The organism is Paraburkholderia ginsengiterrae (genome assembly GCF_001645125.1).
Taxonomy (GTDB): domain Bacteria; phylum Pseudomonadota; class Gammaproteobacteria; order Burkholderiales; family Burkholderiaceae; genus Paraburkholderia; species Paraburkholderia ginsengiterrae.
Genome location: NZ_LXKA01000349.1, coordinates 218,767 through 236,631 on the forward strand (window position 1 = coordinate 218,767; position 17,865 = coordinate 236,631).

The window sequence follows — 17,865 nt, forward strand, 5'->3', positions numbered from 1 at the left end:
ACATCATAAACGTTGCTGCATAAGCGCGAAGGGCGGCATCGCCGACGATGCCGCCCTTCGTTTTGCTTCAGCGCGTATTACTGGATCGGCTTGCTGACGTCGATGCCGAACCACTTGTCCGAGATCTTCGTGAACGTGCCGTCTGCTTCGAGCTGGGTCATCGCGTCGTCGATCGCCTTGGCGAACTTCGGATTGCCCTTTTTGAACGGAATGCCCGACGGGTTGCCCGCGCCGACATTCGCGCCGGTGCGCAGCGGCAGCTGCGAGTTCTTCATCAGATACGCGAGCATCAGGCGGTCGTTGAGGGCAGCGTCCAGACGTCCGGCGGCCAGATCGCGCAGGTATTCCGGTGCGCCCGGATAGGTCTTCACGTCGATGCCCGGCACCGACTTCGCCATGTCCATGTAGTTCGTGCCCAGACCGACGCCGAGCTTCTTGCCTTTCAGGTCGTCGAGCGACTTGAACTGGCGCGTGTCGTCCTTACGCTGGATCAGTTGCGCGGCCGAATACGTGTAGGCCGGCGAGAAGTCGAGCGCCTGCTTGCGCGCGTCGGTAATGCCGACCTGGTTGACGATCACGTCGAACTTGCCCGCCTGCAGACCGGCGATGATGCCGCTCCATTCGGTCGTGACGAATTCCGGCTTCACGCCGAGTTTGGCCGCCACCGCGCGGGCGATGTCGACGTCATAGCCGACCAGCTCGCCCGACGGCGCTTTCGAGTTGAACGGCGGGAAAGTGCCTTCCAGACCAATGCGCAGCGTGCCGCGCTGCTTGACCTGATCGAGCAGGTCGTCCGCATGCGCGGTGACGGCGGTGAACGACGCGCCGATCAGACCGGCGACCAGCAACTTCTTCAGCAAGCCAAATTTCATCGTGTTCCTTTTTGTTCGTCCGGCGGTTTAACAGACGAAAGCTTAACAAAGCAGACTATCGAAACCTAAATACCGTTTGTCTATGTCTATATAACCGGCGCGCTCCGGGACCGCGCGCCTAGCGCAGCGCCTGTACGCATTCGCCCACCAGCGCAGGGCCGCGATAGATGAAGCCGGTATAGAGCTGCACCAGCGACGCGCCGGCCGCCAGTTTCGCGCGCGCGTCCTCGCCGGAAAAAATCCCGCCGACGCCGATGATCGGCACCGTTTCGCCGACTTCGGCGCGCAGCTTGCGGATCACTTCGTTCGACGCGTCGAACACCGGCTTGCCCGACAGGCCACCGGCTTCGTCGCCGTATTGCATGCCGGCCACGGCGGTGCGCGAGAGCGTGGTGTTGGTGGCGATCACGCCTTCGAAGCGGTGGCGCAGCAGCGTGTCGGCGATCGACTTGATCTGTTCGTCGTCGAGGTCCGGCGCGATCTTCAGCGCGAGCGGCACCAGCTTGCCGTGCATGTCGGCCAGACGCTGCTGCTTGTCCTTGAGCGCCGCGAGCAGTGCGTCGAGTTCGCCCGCGCCTTGCAACTGGCGCAGATTCTTCGTGTTCGGCGACGAGATATTGACCGTCACGTAGCTGGCGAACGGATACACGCGTTCGAGGCAGTACAGGTAGTCTTCGGCGGCGCGTTCGATCGGCGTGTCGGCGTTCTTGCCGATGTTCAGGCCGAGAATGCCGCGATAGCGCGCGGCCTGCACGTTCTTCACGAACTGGTCGACGCCCGCGTTGTTGAAGCCCATCCGGTTGATCACGGCGTTCGCCTGCGGCAGGCGGAAAATGCGCGGCCGCGGATTGCCGGGTTGCGCGCGCGGGGTCACCGTGCCCACCTCGATGAAGCCGAAGCCGAGCGCGGCCAGACCGTCGACGCAGGCGCCGTCCTTGTCCAGACCCGCGGCGAGCCCGACCGGGTTGCGAAAGGTCAGCCCCATCACGGTGCGCGGCGCATCCGGCACGCGCGGCGCGAGCACGCCGGCAAGGCCGGTGCGGCCGGCAGCGCCGAGCATGCGCAAGGTCAGGTGGTGAGCGTCTTCCGCGTCCATGCGAAAGAGTTGGGCGCGCATAAGCGGGTAAAGGGAACTGAACACGGGACGAAGCCGGGCGGCCGAAAAATGGGAACCCGCCATTTTACCGGCTTTGGGACGTTAATGAGACTGATGGGCGGGATTGGGGCCGCGGCCGGCCGCGGCGGTGGCTCCGGCGACGTTAAGGCTTGAACGGTGCGCGCTTGCCGTGAATCGCCTGATCGACCGGCGGCAGGTCGATGCCGGCGGGGTCGAGCACGCGCCAGACGCCGTCAATCAATCCTTCGAGTGGCCGGAAGTTCGCCTTGTACGCCATCTTCGGGCTCTCGCGAATCCAGTAGCCGAGGTACACGTACGGCAGTTTCAGGCTGCGCGCCTGCTCGATTTGCCAATAGATGTTGTAGGTGCCGTAGCTGGTGTTCGGCAGTCCCGGCTCGAAAAACGTGTACACGGACGAAAGCCCGTCGCCGAGGATGTCGATCATGCTGATCATGCGCAGGATGCCCGGCGCGTTGGGCCGGTCCGGCAGCGGCTCGCGAAATTCGACCAGCCGCGAGTTGATCCGGCTTTGCAGCAGGAACTGTTCGTACTGGTCGCGGCTGTCGCGGTCCATGCCGCCGCCCGCATGCCGTGCCGACTGATAGCGCATGTACAGCGCATAGTGCTCTTCGTCGTAATGGAGCGGCGCGACCGTGGCGATGAGTTCGCCGTGTTTTTTCCAGACGCGGCGTTGTGTGCGGTTCGGCTCGAACTGGTCGACCGGCACGCGCACCGGCACGCACGCGCGACAGCCGTCGCAGTACGGGCGGTAGGTGAATACGCCCGAGCGCCGGAAGCCCGCCTTGACGAGATCGGTGTAGACGTCGGAGTTGATCAGATGGCTGGGCGTGGCGACCTGCGAGCGCGCGATGCGTCCCGCCAGATAACTGCAGGGATAGGGCGCCGTTGCATAAAATTGCAGCGCGGAAAGCGGCGAAAGAGGCAGCTCGTTGGGATGAGTCACGGTGGCAGCTCTCGAAGCGTCTCTCTGGTAATGCAAACCCGGCGCCTTGTGGTCGACAACCCGCGGCTCGGTGGGCGGCGGATCCGGATTCGGCCTGATTTTTACTGCGCCGCTGGCGCGACGACCTCGAGCAACACGGCCTTGTCGAAGCGCCACGAAATGGGCGGGGCATCGACCGACGCGCGAACATGCGCGATGAACGCCTTGCGCGCTATCTCGCGACCGCCCAGCGACGCCAGATGCGACGTGTTCTGCTGGCAGTCTATCATTTCTATTTCGTGACGGCGCAAGTGTCCGACCAGCGCGGCGAGCGCCATTTTCGACGCATCCGTGACCTCCGCGAACATGGATTCGCCGAAGAACATTTTGCCGAACGACACGCCGTACAAGCCGCCCACGCGCTTGCCTTCGAACCAGGTTTCGATGCTGTGCGCATCGCCCACGCGATGCAGCGACGAGTACGCTTCAACCACGTCCGCGGTGATCCAGGTGCCTCGCTGTCCGCGTCGCGGCGCCTCGGCGCAGGCCCGCATCACGGCGGCGAAATCATGATCGACGCGGATTTCCCACGCGTCGTCGCGCAGCACGCGCTTGAGTGTCTTGCGCAGCGACGGCGACAGTTTGAATTCGGCGGGGCGCAGGATCATGCGCGGATCGGGGCTCCACCACAACACGGGCTGGCCGTCCGAATACCAGGGGAAAATGCCGCGCCGGTAGGCGTCGATCAGACGCGACGGCAGCAGGTCGCCGCTCGCGGCGAGCAGACCCGGTGCGCCGCTCGTCGCGCCGAGTGCGCGCTCGACGGGCGGAAACGGATCGTCAGGTCCGAGCCAGGGCACCATGCGCGCCGCTCAACCTTCGCGCAGCGAGCGGAAGATGTCGCCAGTGTGCAGGCCAAAGCTGCCGGCGGAGCGGTCGGCAAAAAAGAAGCGCAGGGTCTGGCCGACCGTGGGGAAGGCGATCTCGTCCCAGGGAATGTCGCGTTCCTCGAAGAGTTTCACTTCGAGACTTTCTTCGCCGGCGGCAATGTCGAGATCGAGCAGGCGCGCCATATAGAACAGATGCACCTGATGCACGTGCGGCACGTTCAGGAGCGAGAACAGGTTTTGCACCTCGACGCGCGCGCCGGCTTCCTCCAGCGTTTCGCGCGCGGCCGCCTCGGCGGTCGTCTCACCCATTTCCATGAAGCCCGCTGGCAGCGTCCAGTAGCCGTAGCGCGGTTCGATCGCGCGGCGGCACAGCAGCACCTTGTCGTCCCACACCGGGACGGTGCCGACCACGTTGCGCGGATTCTGGTAGTGCACCGTGCCGCAACTGCCGCATACGAAACGCTCGCGGTTGTCGCCCGGAGGAATGCTCAGGCTGACGCCGTGGCCGCAGACAGAACAGAATTTCATAGGAAGGGGACGAGAAAGGGTGATAGGAGTTTATCACTGGGGCGAAGGTTTACTGACGTCGGGCGACGGCGGCAAACGAGATTTCGCGGTGCACGCCTTTGGTGCCGGCGCTGGTGGTGAGACCTGCCGGGAGGGGAGGCATATCTGTTCGGAGTGCAAATTGAATGATCGCGTGGAAGTCGTATTTGAACCGCGGGGGCGGAAACGCTCGACGTATATCGCCGCGCGAGGCATGACGGCAAGCCTCGGCGCTGAATCTTCTGTCGGAAACTGCTATCAAAGCGTCGGCGCGCTAAGAATTTTCTGTGATTCTCTGTTTGGTGAGAGATTTCAATAATTTTTTACATGCTATTGAGAATCATCTTACTTAAAGCGCAGGTGGCATCAGTGATACTCATAGCCGATTGAACAAAAAGGCGCGGACATCTCCGCGCGCCAGGAATCAGGTAAGCAATGAAAATCTTTCTGCTGAGCGACCTTGTCGTTCACGAACTGAAGGCGATGCAGGTCGACGAAAAGTGGCTTTCGTTTACACAGTTCAGGGAGTCGGCGCTCCTTTGGTATGCCCGTTATTCGCCGCACAGCAACGTATCGGAAACGCTCTTGCAGGAAACCGAGCGTGTCGTGCTGCGGATCGCGCAGCGGCTTCTCGACGAAGGCAGGGACATGAAGGATGGTTCGCCACTGTGGCTGCTTGCCGAATTTCCGACGGCAAATTACGCGCATCCGCTGAGTGCGCGCGCATTGTCCGCCACGATCGCTGAGTGCTGCGAGAGAAATTGCCGGCGAGGAGAGGGGGCCGCGGCATGTGACGCGACAGACTCGCCATGCACGGGCGCGTGCTCGAACACCGCGGGAGGGGAATTGGCGTGTCATCCGGCGCTGTGCAAACTGATTGACCGTATTGCCGGGATGCCGGACGAGACGGCGGACCACACCTAAGGAAGTCTCGGGCTGAATTGTCGCGAACCTTGAGTGGAAGGCGAATGTACGTGCGTACGGCCGAAAAACAAAAAACCCGCCGAAGCGGGTCTGTTGGTGGGCGCTGTACGAATTCATGCGCCATGTTCGACTATTGGTTGCGGGGGAAGGATTTGAACCTTCGACCTTCGGGTTATGAGCCCGACGAGCTGCCAGACTGCTCCACCCCGCGTCCGTCGAAGAAAAGATTATAGAACAAAGCATTTGGCGGCGCAATAGCTATTTAAGAATCGACTTCAAATCAGGTCAGCCGCGGATCACGGCGCGCCGCGGTGCGCTTGCCAGGTCGCGGCGCGCTTGAAGGGTGTCGCGTGCCGGAAGGCCTTCGTAAGGCGCTGCGCTAGAATTCGGGTTCTCTTCACGGCGCCGCCATGCAGCCATACGGCGAGCGTCTCAACTCTTACGTTGCACGGAACTCCATGGATATCGCTCACGATCTGCAGGTGATTACCGCTCAGGAACAGGCGCTGGTGTTTCCACGATTCGATGCCGACCGCGCATGGCAGGTCGGCGCGTTGTTGCGCGAGACGGCCAGCGCACGTGGCATTGCCGCGGCCATCGACGTACGCACGTTCGGCAAGCCGCTGTTCTTCTCTCTGCTCGACGGCGCGACGCCGGACAACGTGGACTGGGCGCGCCGCAAGGGCAATACGGTCGCGCATTTCCGGCGCAGCTCGTACGCGATCGGCCTGAAGATGCAGCAGGCGGGCAGCACGCTCGCCGACAAGCATGGCTTGCCGGCCACCGAATATGCATCGCATGGCGGGGCGTTCCCGCTGACGGTGGCAGGCGCCGGCGTGATCGGTTCAATCACGGTATCGGGCCTGCCGCAGCGCGCCGATCACGAATTCGTGGTGGAAGTACTGTGCGCGCACCTGGGCCACGACTACAGCAAGCTCGCGCTTGCAAAGGCCTGAAGCGATGCGGCTGCCTCCTTATGCCTTGCTCGCCATCGCCATCGTGGCCGAAGTGATTGCGACCTCCGCGATGCGGGCGTCGGAGGGATTCTCGCGCCTGCTGCCTTCGGTGGTGGTCGTGCTCGGCTACGGCATTGCGTTCTATTGCCTGTCGCTGACGCTCAAGAGCATCCCGGTCGGCATCGTCTACGCCGTGTGGTCGGGCGCGGGCATCGTGCTGATTACGCTGGTGGCCGTGGCGCTGTACCGGCAGGTGCCCGATGTGCCGGCCGTCATCGGGCTCGGGCTGATCATTGCCGGCGTTGCGGTTCTGAATATGTTTTCAAAAATGCAGGCGCACTGACTCGCGATTAGGCGCGGCGCGCTCGCTTACTTGCAGCGCACGATCATCGAACGGTTTTTCACGTTGGCCGACACGACGTTCGTGATGCTGCCTCCCGCCGCGCCGCCTTCGTCGTTGTCTTTCGAGATGATGTCGTAGCCCGTCGCGCCGCATGCCTTGCCGGCCTGCACGTAGCAGGAGGCCCAACTGGATCCGGCGTCGGCGCCGCTGCAATTGACCGCGAAGCCGGTCTGGCCGTTCGGCAGGTTGATCAGCGAGGTCGTATTCGACGATGCGCAGCCGGCGAGGCCCGCCACTAGCAGCACGGCTGCCGGAAGCGCAGCCCATTGCGATGTCCGGCGGACCAGAGCGGAGGCGGCGGTGATTCGGAAGCGGCCGGCGCGGCGCAATGGCGTCATGAAATGCATCGTGATGTTTCCTTTCAAATTGATAATCGGGCGTGCCACGGCGGCCGGGGCACCTGTCGCAGGCTAGGGCGTTTCGATGATGATGCCCGCCGCACTAACCAGCCGGCGGCTTTCCGTGCCGCTTTCGGTGGCCGCGTCTTCCCAGATGCTGATGGCTTTCGGAATGTCGATGCCGTGCTCTTCGGCGTAAGCAAACCAGGCGTTTGCCGCGTCAGGCTCGGGCAGTTCGTGGTTCTGCAGAAAATATTTTCCCATATTGCGCTCGCTGAACTCGAAAAGGCGCTGATTCGGCAGCACGGACCGTGCCGGTGATCCGGTTCGACCGGCGCGAGCCGAACAAGTGCGATCGACTCTGCCGATCGGGTGGCTGGACCGCCGTCCGGCCCCGCGAGTACCATAGCGACGTTGTCTGGAGCCGGCCGGTTCTGGCCGGTGTCCGTCTTCTGCCGGATATCTCTGATGAGGCGACCATGGAAATTCGCTTTCCCGCAGACGCGCCCGCTTACCGCGATTCAAATCTGACTGTTGTGTTTCCCGCGCTGGTGGATGGCGAGCCGGTGCCGTGCGCGATCTCGGTCGAAGCGCTCGAAGACCACTTCGGGGCTTACTCCGAGGATCTGGAAGGCTGCATGCGAGCGTTCGACGCCGGGCGTTCGCATATCGAAGCGGTGGCGCGCGAGCACTTGCAGATCAGCAACGGCACGCCCGTGCTGCTCAGAAGCGGCCACTTTCCGCCGGGCAATGTGGCGGCCTGATCGGGCGAGGGCGCAAACAGTGGCACCCGCGAACGCCGCCGGCACGGAGTCAGCCGCGTTCGGATTCCCGTTCAGTCCCGGTTTGCTCAGGCCGCCCTGGCGGCGCTCCCGTGCGCCACAGCCCGCGCCGCTGCCGCTGCGCGCGCCGCATCGAAGGAGCGCCGGATACCTTCCTCATACGGCGTTCTGGCGATCGGACCAATCAGCTTCGTCAACGCTGAATCGTCGAGCACAACCGGCTCCGTCATCAGATAGTTCATCTCCACCAGTTCCCGCATCATCGGATTGAACAGGCCCAAGAGGCGCAGCAAGGTTTTGCCGGCCACCATCAGGCTGGGTTCGCGTCCCGCGAGGGCGTAGGCCTGGCGCGCCACTTCGCGTTGTGTGATCGTGCCAGCGCCGGCGAGGTGCCACCAGCGCCCATAGGCTTCGGGCGTGCGCGTGAGCTTCTCGACCACCGGCCCGGCATCGGGCAGGTAGATGAATTCATGCGGCACGTCCACGGGGCCGATCACTTGCGCGCGCTTCGCATTGGCGGCGCCCTCGAACACGCCATTGAGCAGACTGCGCTCGATACCTGGGCCGTAGAAGTCCGGCAGGCGCAGCACCAGCGTCGACAGGCCGTTGCTGCCGTGCGCGGCCAGCACCAGATTTTCCTGGGCGAGCCGCATCCGGCCCTTGAACGTGTGCGGCTCGCGCGGCTGGGTTTCGTCGATTGGATTGCCGCGTGCGCGGCCGTACGGGTACACCGTGCCGATCAGAATGAAGCGTTCGACGCCGGCCGCCGTCACGCCCGCGAGGGTGCGCTCCATGAGCGGCGGGTGCTCGGCGAACCGGTCGTAGGGCACGCCGACCAGATAGATCACGGTTTGCAAGCCGTCAGCCGCGACGCGGATCGAGGCGGGATCGTCCGGATTCCACGTGACGATTTCCGCCAGCGGATCGTGGCCGAAGGCCGCCTCAAGCGGCGCGCGCGAGCCGCCGACCACCCGGTAAGCGCGGCCCACCGCGCTGAGCGCCGCGGCGATGCTTTGACCCGCGGCGCCCGCGGCGCCGAATAAACCTACTTTCCCTGTGGCTTGCATGACGACTCCTCGACGTGGGGCCCGAGCGCGCCCGGACAAATAAAATGATTGACTGAAATTTAATGAACGCCGTTCAGTGAACAGTGTTCAGTTTAATTTGACTTTTCAGTTTGTCAACCCGAAAATGAAGGACATGGGAATCGCTGAACGAAAGAACCGCCAGAAGCAGGCACTGCGCGAACGCATCCTCGATGCCGCGCGGCGCATCGTCATGCGCGAAGGCTTCGCCGCGCTGTCCATGCGCAAGATCGCCGACGCCATCGAATATTCACCGGCCACGCTGTACCTTCACTTCGCAAGCCGCGACGAGATCGCGCGGGCGCTGTGCGCGGAAGGCTATGCGCAATTGCTGGAGTCGTTCGTGCCGCTTGTGGCCGTTGCCGATCCGGCCGAGCGGCTCAAGGCACTTGGGCGCGCTTATGTCGCGTTTGGCGTCGCGCATCCGGAAACCTACCGGCTGATCTTCATGGAGGATGCGAGCTATACCGGTGCGGCGTTAGCCGGCGCGGCCTCGGTGCCGGGGGACGAGAGCGGCGCAGCGCCCGCGCAAGGGCAGGCCGCGCAGGGCGAAGCAGCAGCTGATAACGCGAACGGCGCGCCAGCCGGGAATGGCGACGAATCCAGCGCGGCCGCGCTGGACATGATTCTTGCCGCGCTGGAGGCGCTCAAGGCAGTAGGGCGCCTGCCTGCGTCGACGGATTCGGCGGTGTGGGCCGAGGCGTTCTGGGCGAACCTGCACGGCATCGTCGCGCTTCATCTCACGTGTCCGGTGTTCCCGGCCGCACCGCTCGACACGGTGGTCGGCGTTGCGCTCGACGCGTGGCTCGGCACGTCGCCCGCCGCGCAGCCGCAAGATGCCTCCGCCGTGGCGCACAAGAACCGATCGGCCGGTGCGAGCGCCGGATCGCCGGCCGGGTCCGGCGCCGAGCCGGCGGACCCGCCGTCGAACCGGAAAGCCACGAAAACGGCTGCAAAGCGTCACGCTGAGCCAGTCGCTGAAACGGTTGCTGACGCTGTGAGCGAGCCGGCTGCCGCGCCCAAGGCCGCGAGCGCGTGATAACGTTCAACTCCAACTAACCCGGCGCGGTTGCGCCTAGCTCCTCATGTCCATCTCCGCCTCGCCCGCCGTCAGCGACGAAGTCGCGACTTACGTAGCCAACCGCATCGGCTTTATCGAACTGGAGCGGCCCAAGGCGCTCAACGCGCTGTCGACCGGCATGATTCGCGCGATGCATACCGCGCTCGGCCAGTGGCGCGACAATCCCGAAGTGCTCGCCGTCGTCGTGCGCAGCCAGCACCCGCGGGCGTTCTGCGCGGGCGGCGACATCCGCTTTCTGTACGAGTCGGCGCAGCGCGGCGAGCTCGGCGCGCGCGACACCTTCTTTACCGAGGAGTACCGCCTCAACCACGCGATCTTCACTTATCCGAAGCCCTATATCGCGTTGATGAACGTCGTCGTGATGGGCGGCGGCATGGGTATTTCGCAGGGCGCGCATCGCACCGGCGGCCTGCGTGTCGTCACCGGCTCGACCAGGATGGCGATGCCGGAAACGCGCATCGGACTCTTTCCCGATGTCGGCGCGAGTTGGTTTCTGGCCCGCACGCCAGGCGCGCTCGGCCGCTATCTGGCGGTGACCGGCGAGACGATGGGCGCGGCGGACGCGCTCTATGCGGGTCTCGCCGACGTGTATATCGACGACGCGGCATTGCCCGCGCTGGTCGACACTTTGCGCGGCGAGCGGTTCGAACGGGGCGCGGATGTCGTGGCGTGCATCGAGCGCGCGGCGCTTGCGCATCAGGTCGTGCCGCAGCCCGAGGCTTCGCCGCTTGCGAATGCGCGGGCTTTGATCGACCGCCATTTCGCGTTGCCCGGCGTCGCGCAGATTCTAGCCTCGCTCCAAAGCGAAAGCGACGGCGAGGCGGCCGATTGGGCGGAGCAGATTATTGCGGTGTTGCGCGAACGGTCGCCGTTGTCGATGGCGGTGTCGCTGGAAGTGGTGACGCGTGCCGAAGGAGCGATGGCGGACGTGCTGCGCAGCGACCTCGATCTGACGCGCTCGAGTTTTCTGCTGGGCGACACGATTGAAGGCATTCGTGCGCGGATCATCGACAAGGACAACGCGCCGCGCTGGCGCTTCGCGCGCATTGAAGACGTGAGCGCCGCCGAGGTCGAGAAGATGTTCGTGAGCCCATGGCCGGCCAGCGAACACCCGTTGCGCGAACTGCGCGGCTAACTCATACGCGGCTAACTCATTCCTCGTCTTCGCTCGCCATGAAGGCGCGCATGAACACCAGTGCGCCCCAGCCCCACATGGCGTTCGCCGCGAAGCCCTGAGCGAGGCGCGGCAGCATGTTGCCGCTCGGCCAGATGCCGCGCAGCGGATCGACCACGAACACGCCCGCCGCCGTCAATGCAATGCCGCCGAACACGAAGGCCGGCACCCAAGGCGCTTGCCGATGCGGCGCCACCCGCAACAGCCACGCCATCAGCACCGCCCAGAATGCACTCCAGATTGCGTTCGCGATGAACTCGGGCAAGCCGAACGGTAAAAACGGTGCGGTCGAAAAACCCATGAGATCGATCAGGCCGGCTGCATGCAGCAGCGCAAGCGTCGATTCATGAAAAAACAGGGAAGCCAGAAAACCGGCGACGAACGGCAGGATGAGTTTTTGCATGCAGTGAACCGCCAGGGTACAGCCGGCGTGCTTCGCGTGGCCGGTACCGGATGATTGGAAACGTGCGCCATTATATATAGGGGCTCCCGCTTTCTAGCGTGCACAAAGCGCAACATCCGTATGCTTTAACGTCAGGCTAATCACGAAAGTGGAAAACCTAAGCTAAAAAAAATCGTTCAAAAGCCGCTGCCCGATCCATAGACTGCTTCTCCATGCAGACGGTATTCGCCGCCGTCGCCGCTATCCGCACTGTTTTTTCCGTCCCTTTCGCGCTGCATTGTCCGGCTGCGTGCCGGATGGATGCGCGCGGCCGGCGTGTACGCGGGCACGTCTCGCACGGCCGTCATTCAATCCCGTTTCGAACATGCAGGAGCAGTATATGAATGTGTTCTGGTTCATTCCGACTCACGGCGACAGCCGCTATCTCGGTACGTCCCAAGGCGCACGCGCAGCCGATTACGACTACTTCCAGCAGATCGCCGTGGCCGCCGATACGCTCGGCTACGAGGGCGTGCTGCTGCCGACGGGCCGCTCGTGCGAGGACGCATGGGTCGTCGCGTCGAGCCTGATCGCCGCGACCCGGCGTCTGAAGTTTCTGGTGGCGATTCGCCCGGGCATCTCGTCGCCGGGTCTGGCCGCGCGCATGGCGGCGACGTTCGACCGTCTGTCGAACGGACGTCTGCTGATTAATGTCGTGACGGGCGGCGACGCGGCGGAGCTGGAAGGCGACGGCGTCTTCGTCGATCACGACACCCGTTATGAAATCACCGACGATTTCCTGCACATCTGGCGCAAGCTGCTCACTGCGTCGCACACCAACGACGCGATCGAATTCAATGGCAAGCATCTGAGCTCGAAGGGCGGCAAGGCGCTATATCCGCCCGTGCAGAACCCGCATCCGCCGCTGTGGTTCGGCGGCTCGTCGCCGGCCGCGCACGAGATGGCGGGCGAACATATCGACACCTATCTGACGTGGGGCGAGCCGCCCGCCGCGGTGGCGAAGAAGATCGCCGACATTCGCGCGCGTGCCGCCGCGCATGGCCGCGAAATCAAATTCGGCATTCGTCTGCACGTGATCGTGCGCGAGACGGAAGAAGAAGCGTGGGCCGCCGCCGACAAGCTGATCAGCAAGCTCGACGACGAAACCATCGCACGCGCGCAGGCCTCGTTCTCGAAGATGGACTCCGAAGGGCAGCGCCGCATGGCCGCGCTGCACGGTGGCAAGCGCGGCGGCCGTGCCGAGCTCGAGGTCTATCCGAATCTGTGGGCAGGCGTGGGGCTCGTGCGCGGCGGCGCGGGCACGGCGCTGGTCGGCAATCCGGAGCAAGTGGCCGCGCTCATGAAGGAGTATGCCGCGCTCGGCATCGACACCTTCATTCTGTCGGGCTATCCGCATCTGGAAGAGTCGTATCGCTTCGCCGAACTCGTGTTTCCGCTGCTGCCGGACCGTCAGAACAAGACCTCGAACGGACCGCTGTCGGGGCCGTTCGGCGAGATCGTCGGCAACAGCTATTTACCGAAAGCGGCCAGCGCGAGCTGAACGTGCGTGCTGTCAGCCGCACGCGCGTCCATCGACAAGCAATGAGGAAAGCAAGCATGGCTCAATCCACTGTGAGTGCGCAACGGCACAGGAGCGCCGATATGAGCGCGTTGTCGGCTGCGCTGCGTCGCATCGGCGTGCAACTCGCGCCCTGGCTCGCGCCGCTCGCGATCCTGCTGGCGTGGGAATTTGCCGCGCGCAGCGGGGTGTTGTCGACGCGCGTGCTGCCCGAGCCGCTCGCGGTCGTGAAGGCCGCGTGGTCGCTGATCCAGTCCGGCGAAATGTGGGCGGACGTGAAGGTCAGTACGTGGCGGGCGGTGTCGGGTTTTGCGATCGGCGGCGGCATCGGCCTCGGGCTCGGACTCGCGACGGGGTTGTTCAAGCCCGTTGAGATCGCGCTCGATTCGACTGTGCAGATGATCCGCAACATTCCGGCGCTGGCGATGATCCCGCTCGTGATCCTGTGGTTCGGCATCGAGGAACAGGCGAAGGTGTTTCTCGTCGCGCTGGGCGTGTTTTTCCCGATCTACGTGAACACCTTCCACGGCATCCGTTCGGTCGATGCCAACCTGATCGAGATGGCGCGCAGCTACGGCGTGAAGGGATTTGCGCTGTACCGGCATGTGATTTTGCCGGGGGCGTTGCCGTCGATTCTGGTTGGCGTGCGCTTCGCGTTCGGCTTGATGTGGGTCACGCTGATCGTTGCGGAGACGATTTCCGCGCAATCGGGCATCGGCTATATGACGATGAACGCCCGCGAATTCCTGCAAACCGATGTCGTGGTGGTCGGCATTCTGCTGTACGCGGCGCTCGGCAAGCTCGCCGACGTGCTGGCGAGGGCCCTCGAGCGTGTCTCGCTGCGCTGGCACCCGGCCTATCAACGAGGAGGGAAAGCATGAGCGCAACGGTATTGTCGACGTCGTTTGGCGGTATCGCGGGCAGCGATCTTGAGGCCGAACTGACGCAGGCTCATGGCGTCGATCATGACGTGCGCGAAACGGCGGGCTTCGAACAGGGTGAGGCATCGCGAGCTCAGGTGCGAGTCGATGCGCAAGCTGATTCACGCGCTGATGCACGCGTTGCAGCAGGATTCCCTGCGGGCGCTCTCGCGCGCAACGACGCGCGCCGTGCCGCGGACTATTCGGTGCAATTGCGCGGCGTGAGCAAGCAGTACGGCGAACGCAAGGTGTTGTCCGGGTTCGATCTGTCGATCGAGCGGGGCAGTTTCGTGGCGATCGTCGGGCGCAGCGGCTGCGGGAAATCGACCTTGCTGCGGCTCGTTGCCGGCTTGGAAAAGACCACTTCGGGCGTGCTCGAAAAGCGTGCCGAAAACGGCGAGCCTCTCGAAACCCGCATCATGTTTCAGGACGCGCGTCTGCTGCCGTGGAAGAGCGTGCTGCAGAACGTGATGCTCGGCCTCGGCCGCGGTGCCCGTGAAGACGCCCGCGCGGTGCTCGCCGAAGTCGGCCTGCTCGAACGCGCCAACGATTGGCCCGCGCAGCTGTCCGGCGGCCAGCGTCAGCGTGTGGCGCTGGCGCGGGCGCTGGTGCATCGGCCGCAATTGCTGCTGCTCGATGAACCGCTCGGCGCGCTCGACGCGTTGACGCGGATCGAAATGCACGCGCTGATAGAACGCCTGTGGCGCGAGCATCAATTCACCGCGCTGCTGGTCACGCACGACGTGCACGAAGCCGTGGCGCTCGGCGACCGGATTCTGCTGATCGAGGATGGCCGCATCGCGCTCGATCAGCCGGTGCCGCTGACGCGTCCGCGCGCGCGTGCGTCGGCGGGGTTTGCCGCGCTCGAAGACCATGTGTTGCAACGCGTGCTGAAGACCGCGCCGAATGACGACGCGCTGTCTCATCGCCCGTACGACGCACGTGACAAGGGCCACCTGACGCGGCCGACCGACGTCCGCTGGGCCGTTTGATTTTGACCTCGCTGGATTAACCGCTTTTAAACGCTTCTCTGGAGTTATTCGATATGAGCATTTCCGCAATCAACGTACGCAATCAGTTCAAAGGCAAGGTCAAGGAAATCATCCGCGGTTCGGTGGTGTCCGAAGTCGACGTCGATACGCCGTTCGGCGTCGTGACCTCGGTGATCACCACGCGCTCCGTCGACGAACTCGACCTGAAGGTCGGCTCGGAGGTGGTCGCGCTGGTGAAATCGACGGAGGTGTCGATCGCGCGCCTGTGAGGTGCGCCGCCTGCTTCGACACTCCCCAGCATACGTCCGCGAAACTTGCTAGGATAAATCAGGCATCCAGACGGAGACGGCCATGTCGAAGTCATTGAGTCCCGAGGCGGTTGAGGCCCTGCGACGTCTGAACGACGTCGGTGTCGGACAGCAGGCGCCGCAACTGGCGCAGTCCGTGACCGCCGAATTGCTGGCGGGCGGGTTGATAGCCGAGGCAAGCGGCGGCGACGTCGAGATCACCTGCAACGGGCGGCAGTATCTGTCGGGCGATTGCGATTGATCGTCAGGGCAGGGGCCGCCGGGCTGCACCATTGCGCGAGCCCTGTAGCTCGCGCCTGGCTCGCATTTCCTCCGGCGGCAGCGCGTTATTCGCGAGCCATCAAACACGCTCGCCGGATACGTTTGGCCGTCAACATGACCGTCAACATGACCGGCGACATGGCCGGCGACACGACGGAGGCGGACATGGAACCGACAGGCCTCGACATGGGGGACTACCGGGAGCGCTATCAGGACTACGACATCGAGGTCGCGGTCGAACAGGTGCTCACGGGCGTCAAGGCGCATTTCCGCGTGCTGCGCGGCGACGCGGTGGTGGTGGACTGGCGGCTCGTGCATATCGACAGCTTGTGGTCCACCGAGCATGCCGCGGCTGAAGCTGGCTTCCAGGCGGCGCGTGAAGTGATCGACGCGAGCGAGCCGCCGGGTTGATCGCATTGGTGTCGCATTGGCGTCGCATTGGCATGGAAGACGCCGCGTAAACGCAACCGGGCGCCGGCATCGAGACTGCATGCGCGGCGCCCGGATTACCCGCTGTCCCTGACGGACAGCAGGCTCAACGGCGAGTGATTACTGGCCGAAGAAAACCGATTGCGGGCCCGAAACAGTTTCACGCTTGCCCGATTGGGACGCCGTGTTCTTCACGCCACCGTAGTTGTTCGAGTCAGCATTGGCGCGCTCAGCTGCGACGGTTTGTGCGCTCTGGCCTTGTTGCGAAGCCGGTGCGCCGGTCGCCGGACGGTAGAACGGTGCCGGGCCGTAGCCGCTTGCGAAGGCGGGGGCGGCGATCGAGGCAGAAACTGCAACCAGCAAGGCGGCGATGAGCTTGGTCTTCATGGTGTGACTCCGATAACGTTTCGACTGCATTTCAGGAAAGCGTCGCAGGGGCCGGTGAGGTGTGTCTGCAACGTCGACGGAATGCAGTGTATACCCCTACTATCGAAAATTTGTACTGATAATCTGAAATTACTGTTCCTGATCCTGAAATAATCGGGCAGAGGCAGGCGGGGCAAGCGTCAGCGGTGGTCCGACCCCGTCGGTCAAGGGTTTTTTGTGCCATGAAACCCCGTCCGGAGCGTGGGTTTGCGGTATGGGCGGGTTCAATGCCGATAGAGAAGCCGATGGAAATGCGGTGCGGTCCCATTGGTCTCGAAACGGCGATGGGTCTCGGGACGGATTCGGGATTGTGCCCGTGGTCAGAGGAGCCGCGTCTCACGTTGCGGTAAAATCGGCGTTTCGAATCACGCCGCCTGGCCGCACCATGTCTTCACCTCACACTCCCAGTCCGCGCCGCGTATCGGTCGCGCCGATGATGGACTGGACCGATCGTCATTGCCGTTCGCTGCATCGGATGATTTCTCGCCATACGTGGCTTTACACGGAAATGGTGACGACCGGCGCGTTGCTGCATGGCGACGTGCCGCGCCATCTGGCGTTTACGCCCGACGAAGCGCCGGTCGCGCTGCAGCTCGGCGGCAGCGAACCCGATGATCTCGCCCGTTCGGCCAAGCTGGGCGAGCAGTGGGGTTACGACGAAATCAATCTGAACTGCGGCTGCCCGTCCGAGCGCGTGCAACGCGGCGCGTTCGGCGCGTGCCTGATGAACGAGCCGCAACTGGTCGCAGACTGCGTGAAGGCGATGCGCGATGTCGTGTCGGTGCCGGTCACGGTCAAGCACCGGATTGGCGTCGATGCGGTCGAGGAATACGGTTTCGTGCGCGATTTCGTCGGCACGATTGCGGACGCCGGCTGCAACGTGTTTATCGTGCACGCGCGCAACGCGATTCTCAAAGGCCTGAGCCCGAAGGAGAACCGTGAGATTCCGCCGCTCAAGTACGACTACGCGTACCAGCTGAAGCGTGACTTTCCGCAGCTGGAGATCATCATCAACGGCGGCATCAAGACGCTTGATGAAGTGGAGACGCATCTCCAGCATGTCGACGGTGTCATGCTCGGGCGCGAGGCCTATCACAACCCCTATGTGCTGGCCGATGTCGACGCGCGTTTCTATGGTTCGACGCAAACGCCGCTCACACGCGACCAGGTCGAGGCGCAGCTGATCGAATATTGCGCCGCTGAAATGGCGCGCGGCACCTATCTCGGCGCGATTACTCGTCACGCACTCGGTCTTTATCGCGGTGAGGCGGGCGCCCGTGGATGGCGTCGCGTTCTGTCCGACAGCAAGCGTCTGGCCGCGCGCGATCTGACCATTTTCGATGAAGCGAGACAGCATCTGCGCGAGCCCGTCGAAATTTTTGAATAAAGGACTAGGCAAGCGCGGTTCTAGTTCGTATAATCTCGTTTCTTCGTTGGTGAGCCAGTTTTTAGCGGCA

The 17,865-nt window shown here is 63.8% G+C and carries 23 protein-coding genes and 1 tRNA gene; 13 read left to right on the forward strand and 11 right to left on the reverse strand.

What is annotated here, in order from left to right:
• Positions 1–77: 77 nt before the first annotated feature.
• From A6V37_RS31010 to A6V37_RS31030, 5 genes are all read right to left on the reverse strand, one after another.
• Positions 78–872: a cystine ABC transporter substrate-binding protein gene (locus tag A6V37_RS31010; RefSeq protein WP_064269835.1), complete on the reverse strand. Its 795-nt coding sequence runs from the start codon at positions 870–872 to the stop codon at positions 78–80.
• Between the two features lie 118 nt (positions 873–990).
• Positions 991–2,052, reverse strand: coding sequence for a quinone-dependent dihydroorotate dehydrogenase (locus A6V37_RS31015; protein ID WP_207547652.1), 1,062 nt, complete (start codon positions 2,050–2,052; stop codon positions 991–993).
• 79 nt (positions 2,053–2,131) lie between these two features.
• Positions 2,132–2,953: an arginyltransferase gene (locus A6V37_RS31020; protein WP_064286684.1), complete on the reverse strand. Its 822-nt coding sequence runs from the start codon at positions 2,951–2,953 to the stop codon at positions 2,132–2,134.
• Between the two features lie 101 nt (positions 2,954–3,054).
• Positions 3,055–3,795: a leucyl/phenylalanyl-tRNA--protein transferase gene (aat, locus tag A6V37_RS31025; protein ID WP_064269837.1), complete on the reverse strand. Its 741-nt coding sequence runs from the start codon at positions 3,793–3,795 to the stop codon at positions 3,055–3,057.
• Between the two features lie 9 nt (positions 3,796–3,804).
• Positions 3,805–4,350, reverse strand: a complete 546-nt coding sequence (locus A6V37_RS31030) for an NUDIX hydrolase (protein ID WP_064269838.1) — start codon at positions 4,348–4,350, stop codon at positions 3,805–3,807.
• Positions 4,351–4,803: 453 nt separating this feature from the next.
• On the opposite strand from A6V37_RS31030, the gene A6V37_RS31035 reads away from it, so the two are divergent.
• Entirely contained in the window at positions 4,804–5,292 is a 489-nt protein-coding gene (locus tag A6V37_RS31035; protein WP_064269839.1) for a hypothetical protein, read from the forward strand.
• 134 nt (positions 5,293–5,426) lie between these two features.
• On the opposite strand, the gene A6V37_RS31040 is transcribed toward A6V37_RS31035, so the two are convergent.
• Positions 5,427–5,503: transfer RNA gene (locus A6V37_RS31040), tRNA-Met, on the reverse strand.
• Between the two features lie 247 nt (positions 5,504–5,750).
• Here A6V37_RS31040 and A6V37_RS31045 point away from each other — a divergent pair.
• Together A6V37_RS31045 and A6V37_RS31050 are read left to right on the forward strand one after the other, a co-directional pair.
• On the forward strand, positions 5,751–6,248 hold the full coding sequence (locus tag A6V37_RS31045; RefSeq protein WP_064269840.1) for a heme-degrading domain-containing protein: 498 nt from the start codon (positions 5,751–5,753) through the stop codon (positions 6,246–6,248).
• 10 nt (positions 6,249–6,258) lie between these two features.
• Positions 6,259–6,591: a DMT family transporter gene (locus A6V37_RS31050; RefSeq protein WP_423213147.1), complete on the forward strand. Its 333-nt coding sequence runs from the start codon at positions 6,259–6,261 to the stop codon at positions 6,589–6,591.
• A gap of 26 nt (positions 6,592–6,617) precedes the next feature.
• On the opposite strand, the gene A6V37_RS31055 is transcribed toward A6V37_RS31050, so the two are convergent.
• Entirely contained in the window at positions 6,618–6,998 is a 381-nt protein-coding gene (locus A6V37_RS31055) for a hypothetical protein (RefSeq protein WP_064269842.1), read from the reverse strand.
• Between the two features lie 63 nt (positions 6,999–7,061).
• Entirely contained in the window at positions 7,062–7,253 is a 192-nt protein-coding gene (locus A6V37_RS31060) for a hypothetical protein (protein WP_064269969.1), read from the reverse strand.
• Positions 7,254–7,468: 215 nt separating this feature from the next.
• Between A6V37_RS31060 and A6V37_RS31065 the strand changes: the two genes are divergently transcribed.
• Positions 7,469–7,753 (forward strand): DUF1488 family protein, encoded by a 285-nt coding sequence (locus A6V37_RS31065; RefSeq protein WP_064269843.1) that lies wholly within the window; start codon positions 7,469–7,471, stop codon positions 7,751–7,753.
• A gap of 86 nt (positions 7,754–7,839) precedes the next feature.
• Here the strand turns inward: A6V37_RS31065 and A6V37_RS31070 are convergent, their stop codons facing one another.
• Positions 7,840–8,838 carry an NAD-dependent epimerase/dehydratase family protein gene (locus tag A6V37_RS31070; protein ID WP_064286685.1) on the reverse strand — a complete coding sequence of 333 codons (999 nt, stop codon included), beginning with the start codon at positions 8,836–8,838 and terminating at the stop codon, positions 7,840–7,842.
• 133 nt (positions 8,839–8,971) lie between these two features.
• On the opposite strand from A6V37_RS31070, the gene A6V37_RS31075 reads away from it, so the two are divergent.
• Both A6V37_RS31075 and A6V37_RS31080 read left to right on the forward strand, forming a co-directional pair.
• The gene (locus A6V37_RS31075) at positions 8,972–9,895 is read left to right on the forward strand and encodes a TetR/AcrR family transcriptional regulator (protein WP_064286686.1); all 924 of its coding nucleotides are present in this window, start codon (positions 8,972–8,974) and stop codon (positions 9,893–9,895) included.
• Between the two features lie 46 nt (positions 9,896–9,941).
• Positions 9,942–11,072, forward strand: coding sequence for an enoyl-CoA hydratase/isomerase family protein (locus tag A6V37_RS31080; protein ID WP_064286687.1), 1,131 nt, complete (start codon positions 9,942–9,944; stop codon positions 11,070–11,072).
• Between the two features lie 16 nt (positions 11,073–11,088).
• Here the strand turns inward: A6V37_RS31080 and A6V37_RS31085 are convergent, their stop codons facing one another.
• The gene (locus tag A6V37_RS31085; RefSeq protein ID WP_064269847.1) at positions 11,089–11,514 is read right to left on the reverse strand and encodes a hypothetical protein; all 426 of its coding nucleotides are present in this window, start codon (positions 11,512–11,514) and stop codon (positions 11,089–11,091) included.
• A 379-nt stretch (positions 11,515–11,893) separates the two neighbouring features.
• Here A6V37_RS31085 and ssuD point away from each other — a divergent pair, with 379 nt between their 5' ends.
• From ssuD to A6V37_RS31115, 6 genes are all read left to right on the forward strand, one after another.
• Complete coding sequence (ssuD, locus tag A6V37_RS31090) at positions 11,894–13,054, forward strand: FMNH2-dependent alkanesulfonate monooxygenase (RefSeq protein ID WP_064269848.1); 1,161 nt, start codon at positions 11,894–11,896, stop codon at positions 13,052–13,054.
• Between the two features lie 56 nt (positions 13,055–13,110).
• Entirely contained in the window at positions 13,111–13,953 is an 843-nt protein-coding gene (ssuC, locus tag A6V37_RS31095; RefSeq protein ID WP_064269849.1) for an aliphatic sulfonate ABC transporter permease SsuC, read from the forward strand.
• Positions 13,950–14,984, forward strand: coding sequence for an ATP-binding cassette domain-containing protein (locus tag A6V37_RS31100; protein ID WP_075643587.1), 1,035 nt, complete (start codon positions 13,950–13,952; stop codon positions 14,982–14,984). Before ssuC ends, A6V37_RS31100 begins: the two co-directional genes overlap by 4 nt.
• A 53-nt stretch (positions 14,985–15,037) precedes the next feature.
• Entirely contained in the window at positions 15,038–15,253 is a 216-nt protein-coding gene (locus tag A6V37_RS31105; RefSeq protein ID WP_064269850.1) for a TOBE domain-containing protein, read from the forward strand.
• A gap of 82 nt (positions 15,254–15,335) precedes the next feature.
• Positions 15,336–15,533: a hypothetical protein gene (locus A6V37_RS31110; protein WP_064269851.1), complete on the forward strand. Its 198-nt coding sequence runs from the start codon at positions 15,336–15,338 to the stop codon at positions 15,531–15,533.
• 185 nt (positions 15,534–15,718) lie between these two features.
• Complete coding sequence (locus A6V37_RS31115; RefSeq protein ID WP_064269971.1) at positions 15,719–15,964, forward strand: DUF6566 family protein; 246 nt, start codon at positions 15,719–15,721, stop codon at positions 15,962–15,964.
• Positions 15,965–16,102: 138 nt separating this feature from the next.
• Here the strand turns inward: A6V37_RS31115 and A6V37_RS31120 are convergent, their stop codons facing one another.
• Positions 16,103–16,369 carry a hypothetical protein gene (locus tag A6V37_RS31120; protein WP_064269852.1) on the reverse strand — a complete coding sequence of 89 codons (267 nt, stop codon included), beginning with the start codon at positions 16,367–16,369 and terminating at the stop codon, positions 16,103–16,105.
• Between the two features lie 424 nt (positions 16,370–16,793).
• Between A6V37_RS31120 and dusA the strand changes: the two genes are divergently transcribed.
• On the forward strand, positions 16,794–17,795 hold the full coding sequence (gene dusA / locus A6V37_RS31125) for a tRNA dihydrouridine(20/20a) synthase DusA (RefSeq protein WP_064269853.1): 1,002 nt from the start codon (positions 16,794–16,796) through the stop codon (positions 17,793–17,795).
• Positions 17,796–17,865: the final 70 nt, after the last annotated feature.

What these genes read in the sequence shown, in the direction of transcription:
- A6V37_RS31010 (WP_064269835.1), bottom strand. Translation starts at nt 872, where the DNA reads ATGAAATTTGGCTTGCTGAAGAAGTTGCTGGTCGCCGGTCTGATCGGC.
- A6V37_RS31015 (WP_207547652.1), bottom strand. Translation starts at nt 2,052, where the DNA reads ATGGCGGGTTCCCATTTTTCGGCCGCCCGGCTTCGTCCCGTGTTCAGT.
- aat (WP_064269837.1), bottom strand. Translation starts at nt 3,795, where the DNA reads ATGGTGCCCTGGCTCGGACCTGACGATCCGTTTCCGCCCGTCGAGCGC.
- A6V37_RS31030 (WP_064269838.1), bottom strand. Translation starts at nt 4,350, where the DNA reads ATGAAATTCTGTTCTGTCTGCGGCCACGGCGTCAGCCTGAGCATTCCT.
- A6V37_RS31035 (WP_064269839.1), top strand. Translation starts at nt 4,804, where the DNA reads ATGAAAATCTTTCTGCTGAGCGACCTTGTCGTTCACGAACTGAAGGCG.
- A6V37_RS31045 (WP_064269840.1), top strand. Translation starts at nt 5,751, where the DNA reads ATGGATATCGCTCACGATCTGCAGGTGATTACCGCTCAGGAACAGGCG.
- A6V37_RS31055 (WP_064269842.1), bottom strand. Translation starts at nt 6,998, where the DNA reads ATGCATTTCATGACGCCATTGCGCCGCGCCGGCCGCTTCCGAATCACC.
- A6V37_RS31060 (WP_064269969.1), bottom strand. Translation starts at nt 7,253, where the DNA reads ATGGGAAAATATTTTCTGCAGAACCACGAACTGCCCGAGCCTGACGCG.
- A6V37_RS31065 (WP_064269843.1), top strand. Translation starts at nt 7,469, where the DNA reads ATGGAAATTCGCTTTCCCGCAGACGCGCCCGCTTACCGCGATTCAAAT.
- A6V37_RS31070 (WP_064286685.1), bottom strand. Translation starts at nt 8,838, where the DNA reads ATGCAAGCCACAGGGAAAGTAGGTTTATTCGGCGCCGCGGGCGCCGCG.
- A6V37_RS31075 (WP_064286686.1), top strand. Translation starts at nt 8,972, where the DNA reads ATGGGAATCGCTGAACGAAAGAACCGCCAGAAGCAGGCACTGCGCGAA.
- A6V37_RS31080 (WP_064286687.1), top strand. Translation starts at nt 9,942, where the DNA reads ATGTCCATCTCCGCCTCGCCCGCCGTCAGCGACGAAGTCGCGACTTAC.
- A6V37_RS31085 (WP_064269847.1), bottom strand. Translation starts at nt 11,514, where the DNA reads ATGCAAAAACTCATCCTGCCGTTCGTCGCCGGTTTTCTGGCTTCCCTG.
- ssuD (WP_064269848.1), top strand. Translation starts at nt 11,894, where the DNA reads ATGAATGTGTTCTGGTTCATTCCGACTCACGGCGACAGCCGCTATCTC.
- ssuC (WP_064269849.1), top strand. Translation starts at nt 13,111, where the DNA reads ATGGCTCAATCCACTGTGAGTGCGCAACGGCACAGGAGCGCCGATATG.
- A6V37_RS31100 (WP_075643587.1), top strand. Translation starts at nt 13,950, where the DNA reads ATGAGCGCAACGGTATTGTCGACGTCGTTTGGCGGTATCGCGGGCAGC.
- A6V37_RS31105 (WP_064269850.1), top strand. Translation starts at nt 15,038, where the DNA reads ATGAGCATTTCCGCAATCAACGTACGCAATCAGTTCAAAGGCAAGGTC.
- A6V37_RS31110 (WP_064269851.1), top strand. Translation starts at nt 15,336, where the DNA reads ATGTCGAAGTCATTGAGTCCCGAGGCGGTTGAGGCCCTGCGACGTCTG.
- A6V37_RS31115 (WP_064269971.1), top strand. Translation starts at nt 15,719, where the DNA reads ATGGAACCGACAGGCCTCGACATGGGGGACTACCGGGAGCGCTATCAG.
- A6V37_RS31120 (WP_064269852.1), bottom strand. Translation starts at nt 16,369, where the DNA reads ATGAAGACCAAGCTCATCGCCGCCTTGCTGGTTGCAGTTTCTGCCTCG.
- dusA (WP_064269853.1), top strand. Translation starts at nt 16,794, where the DNA reads ATGTCTTCACCTCACACTCCCAGTCCGCGCCGCGTATCGGTCGCGCCG.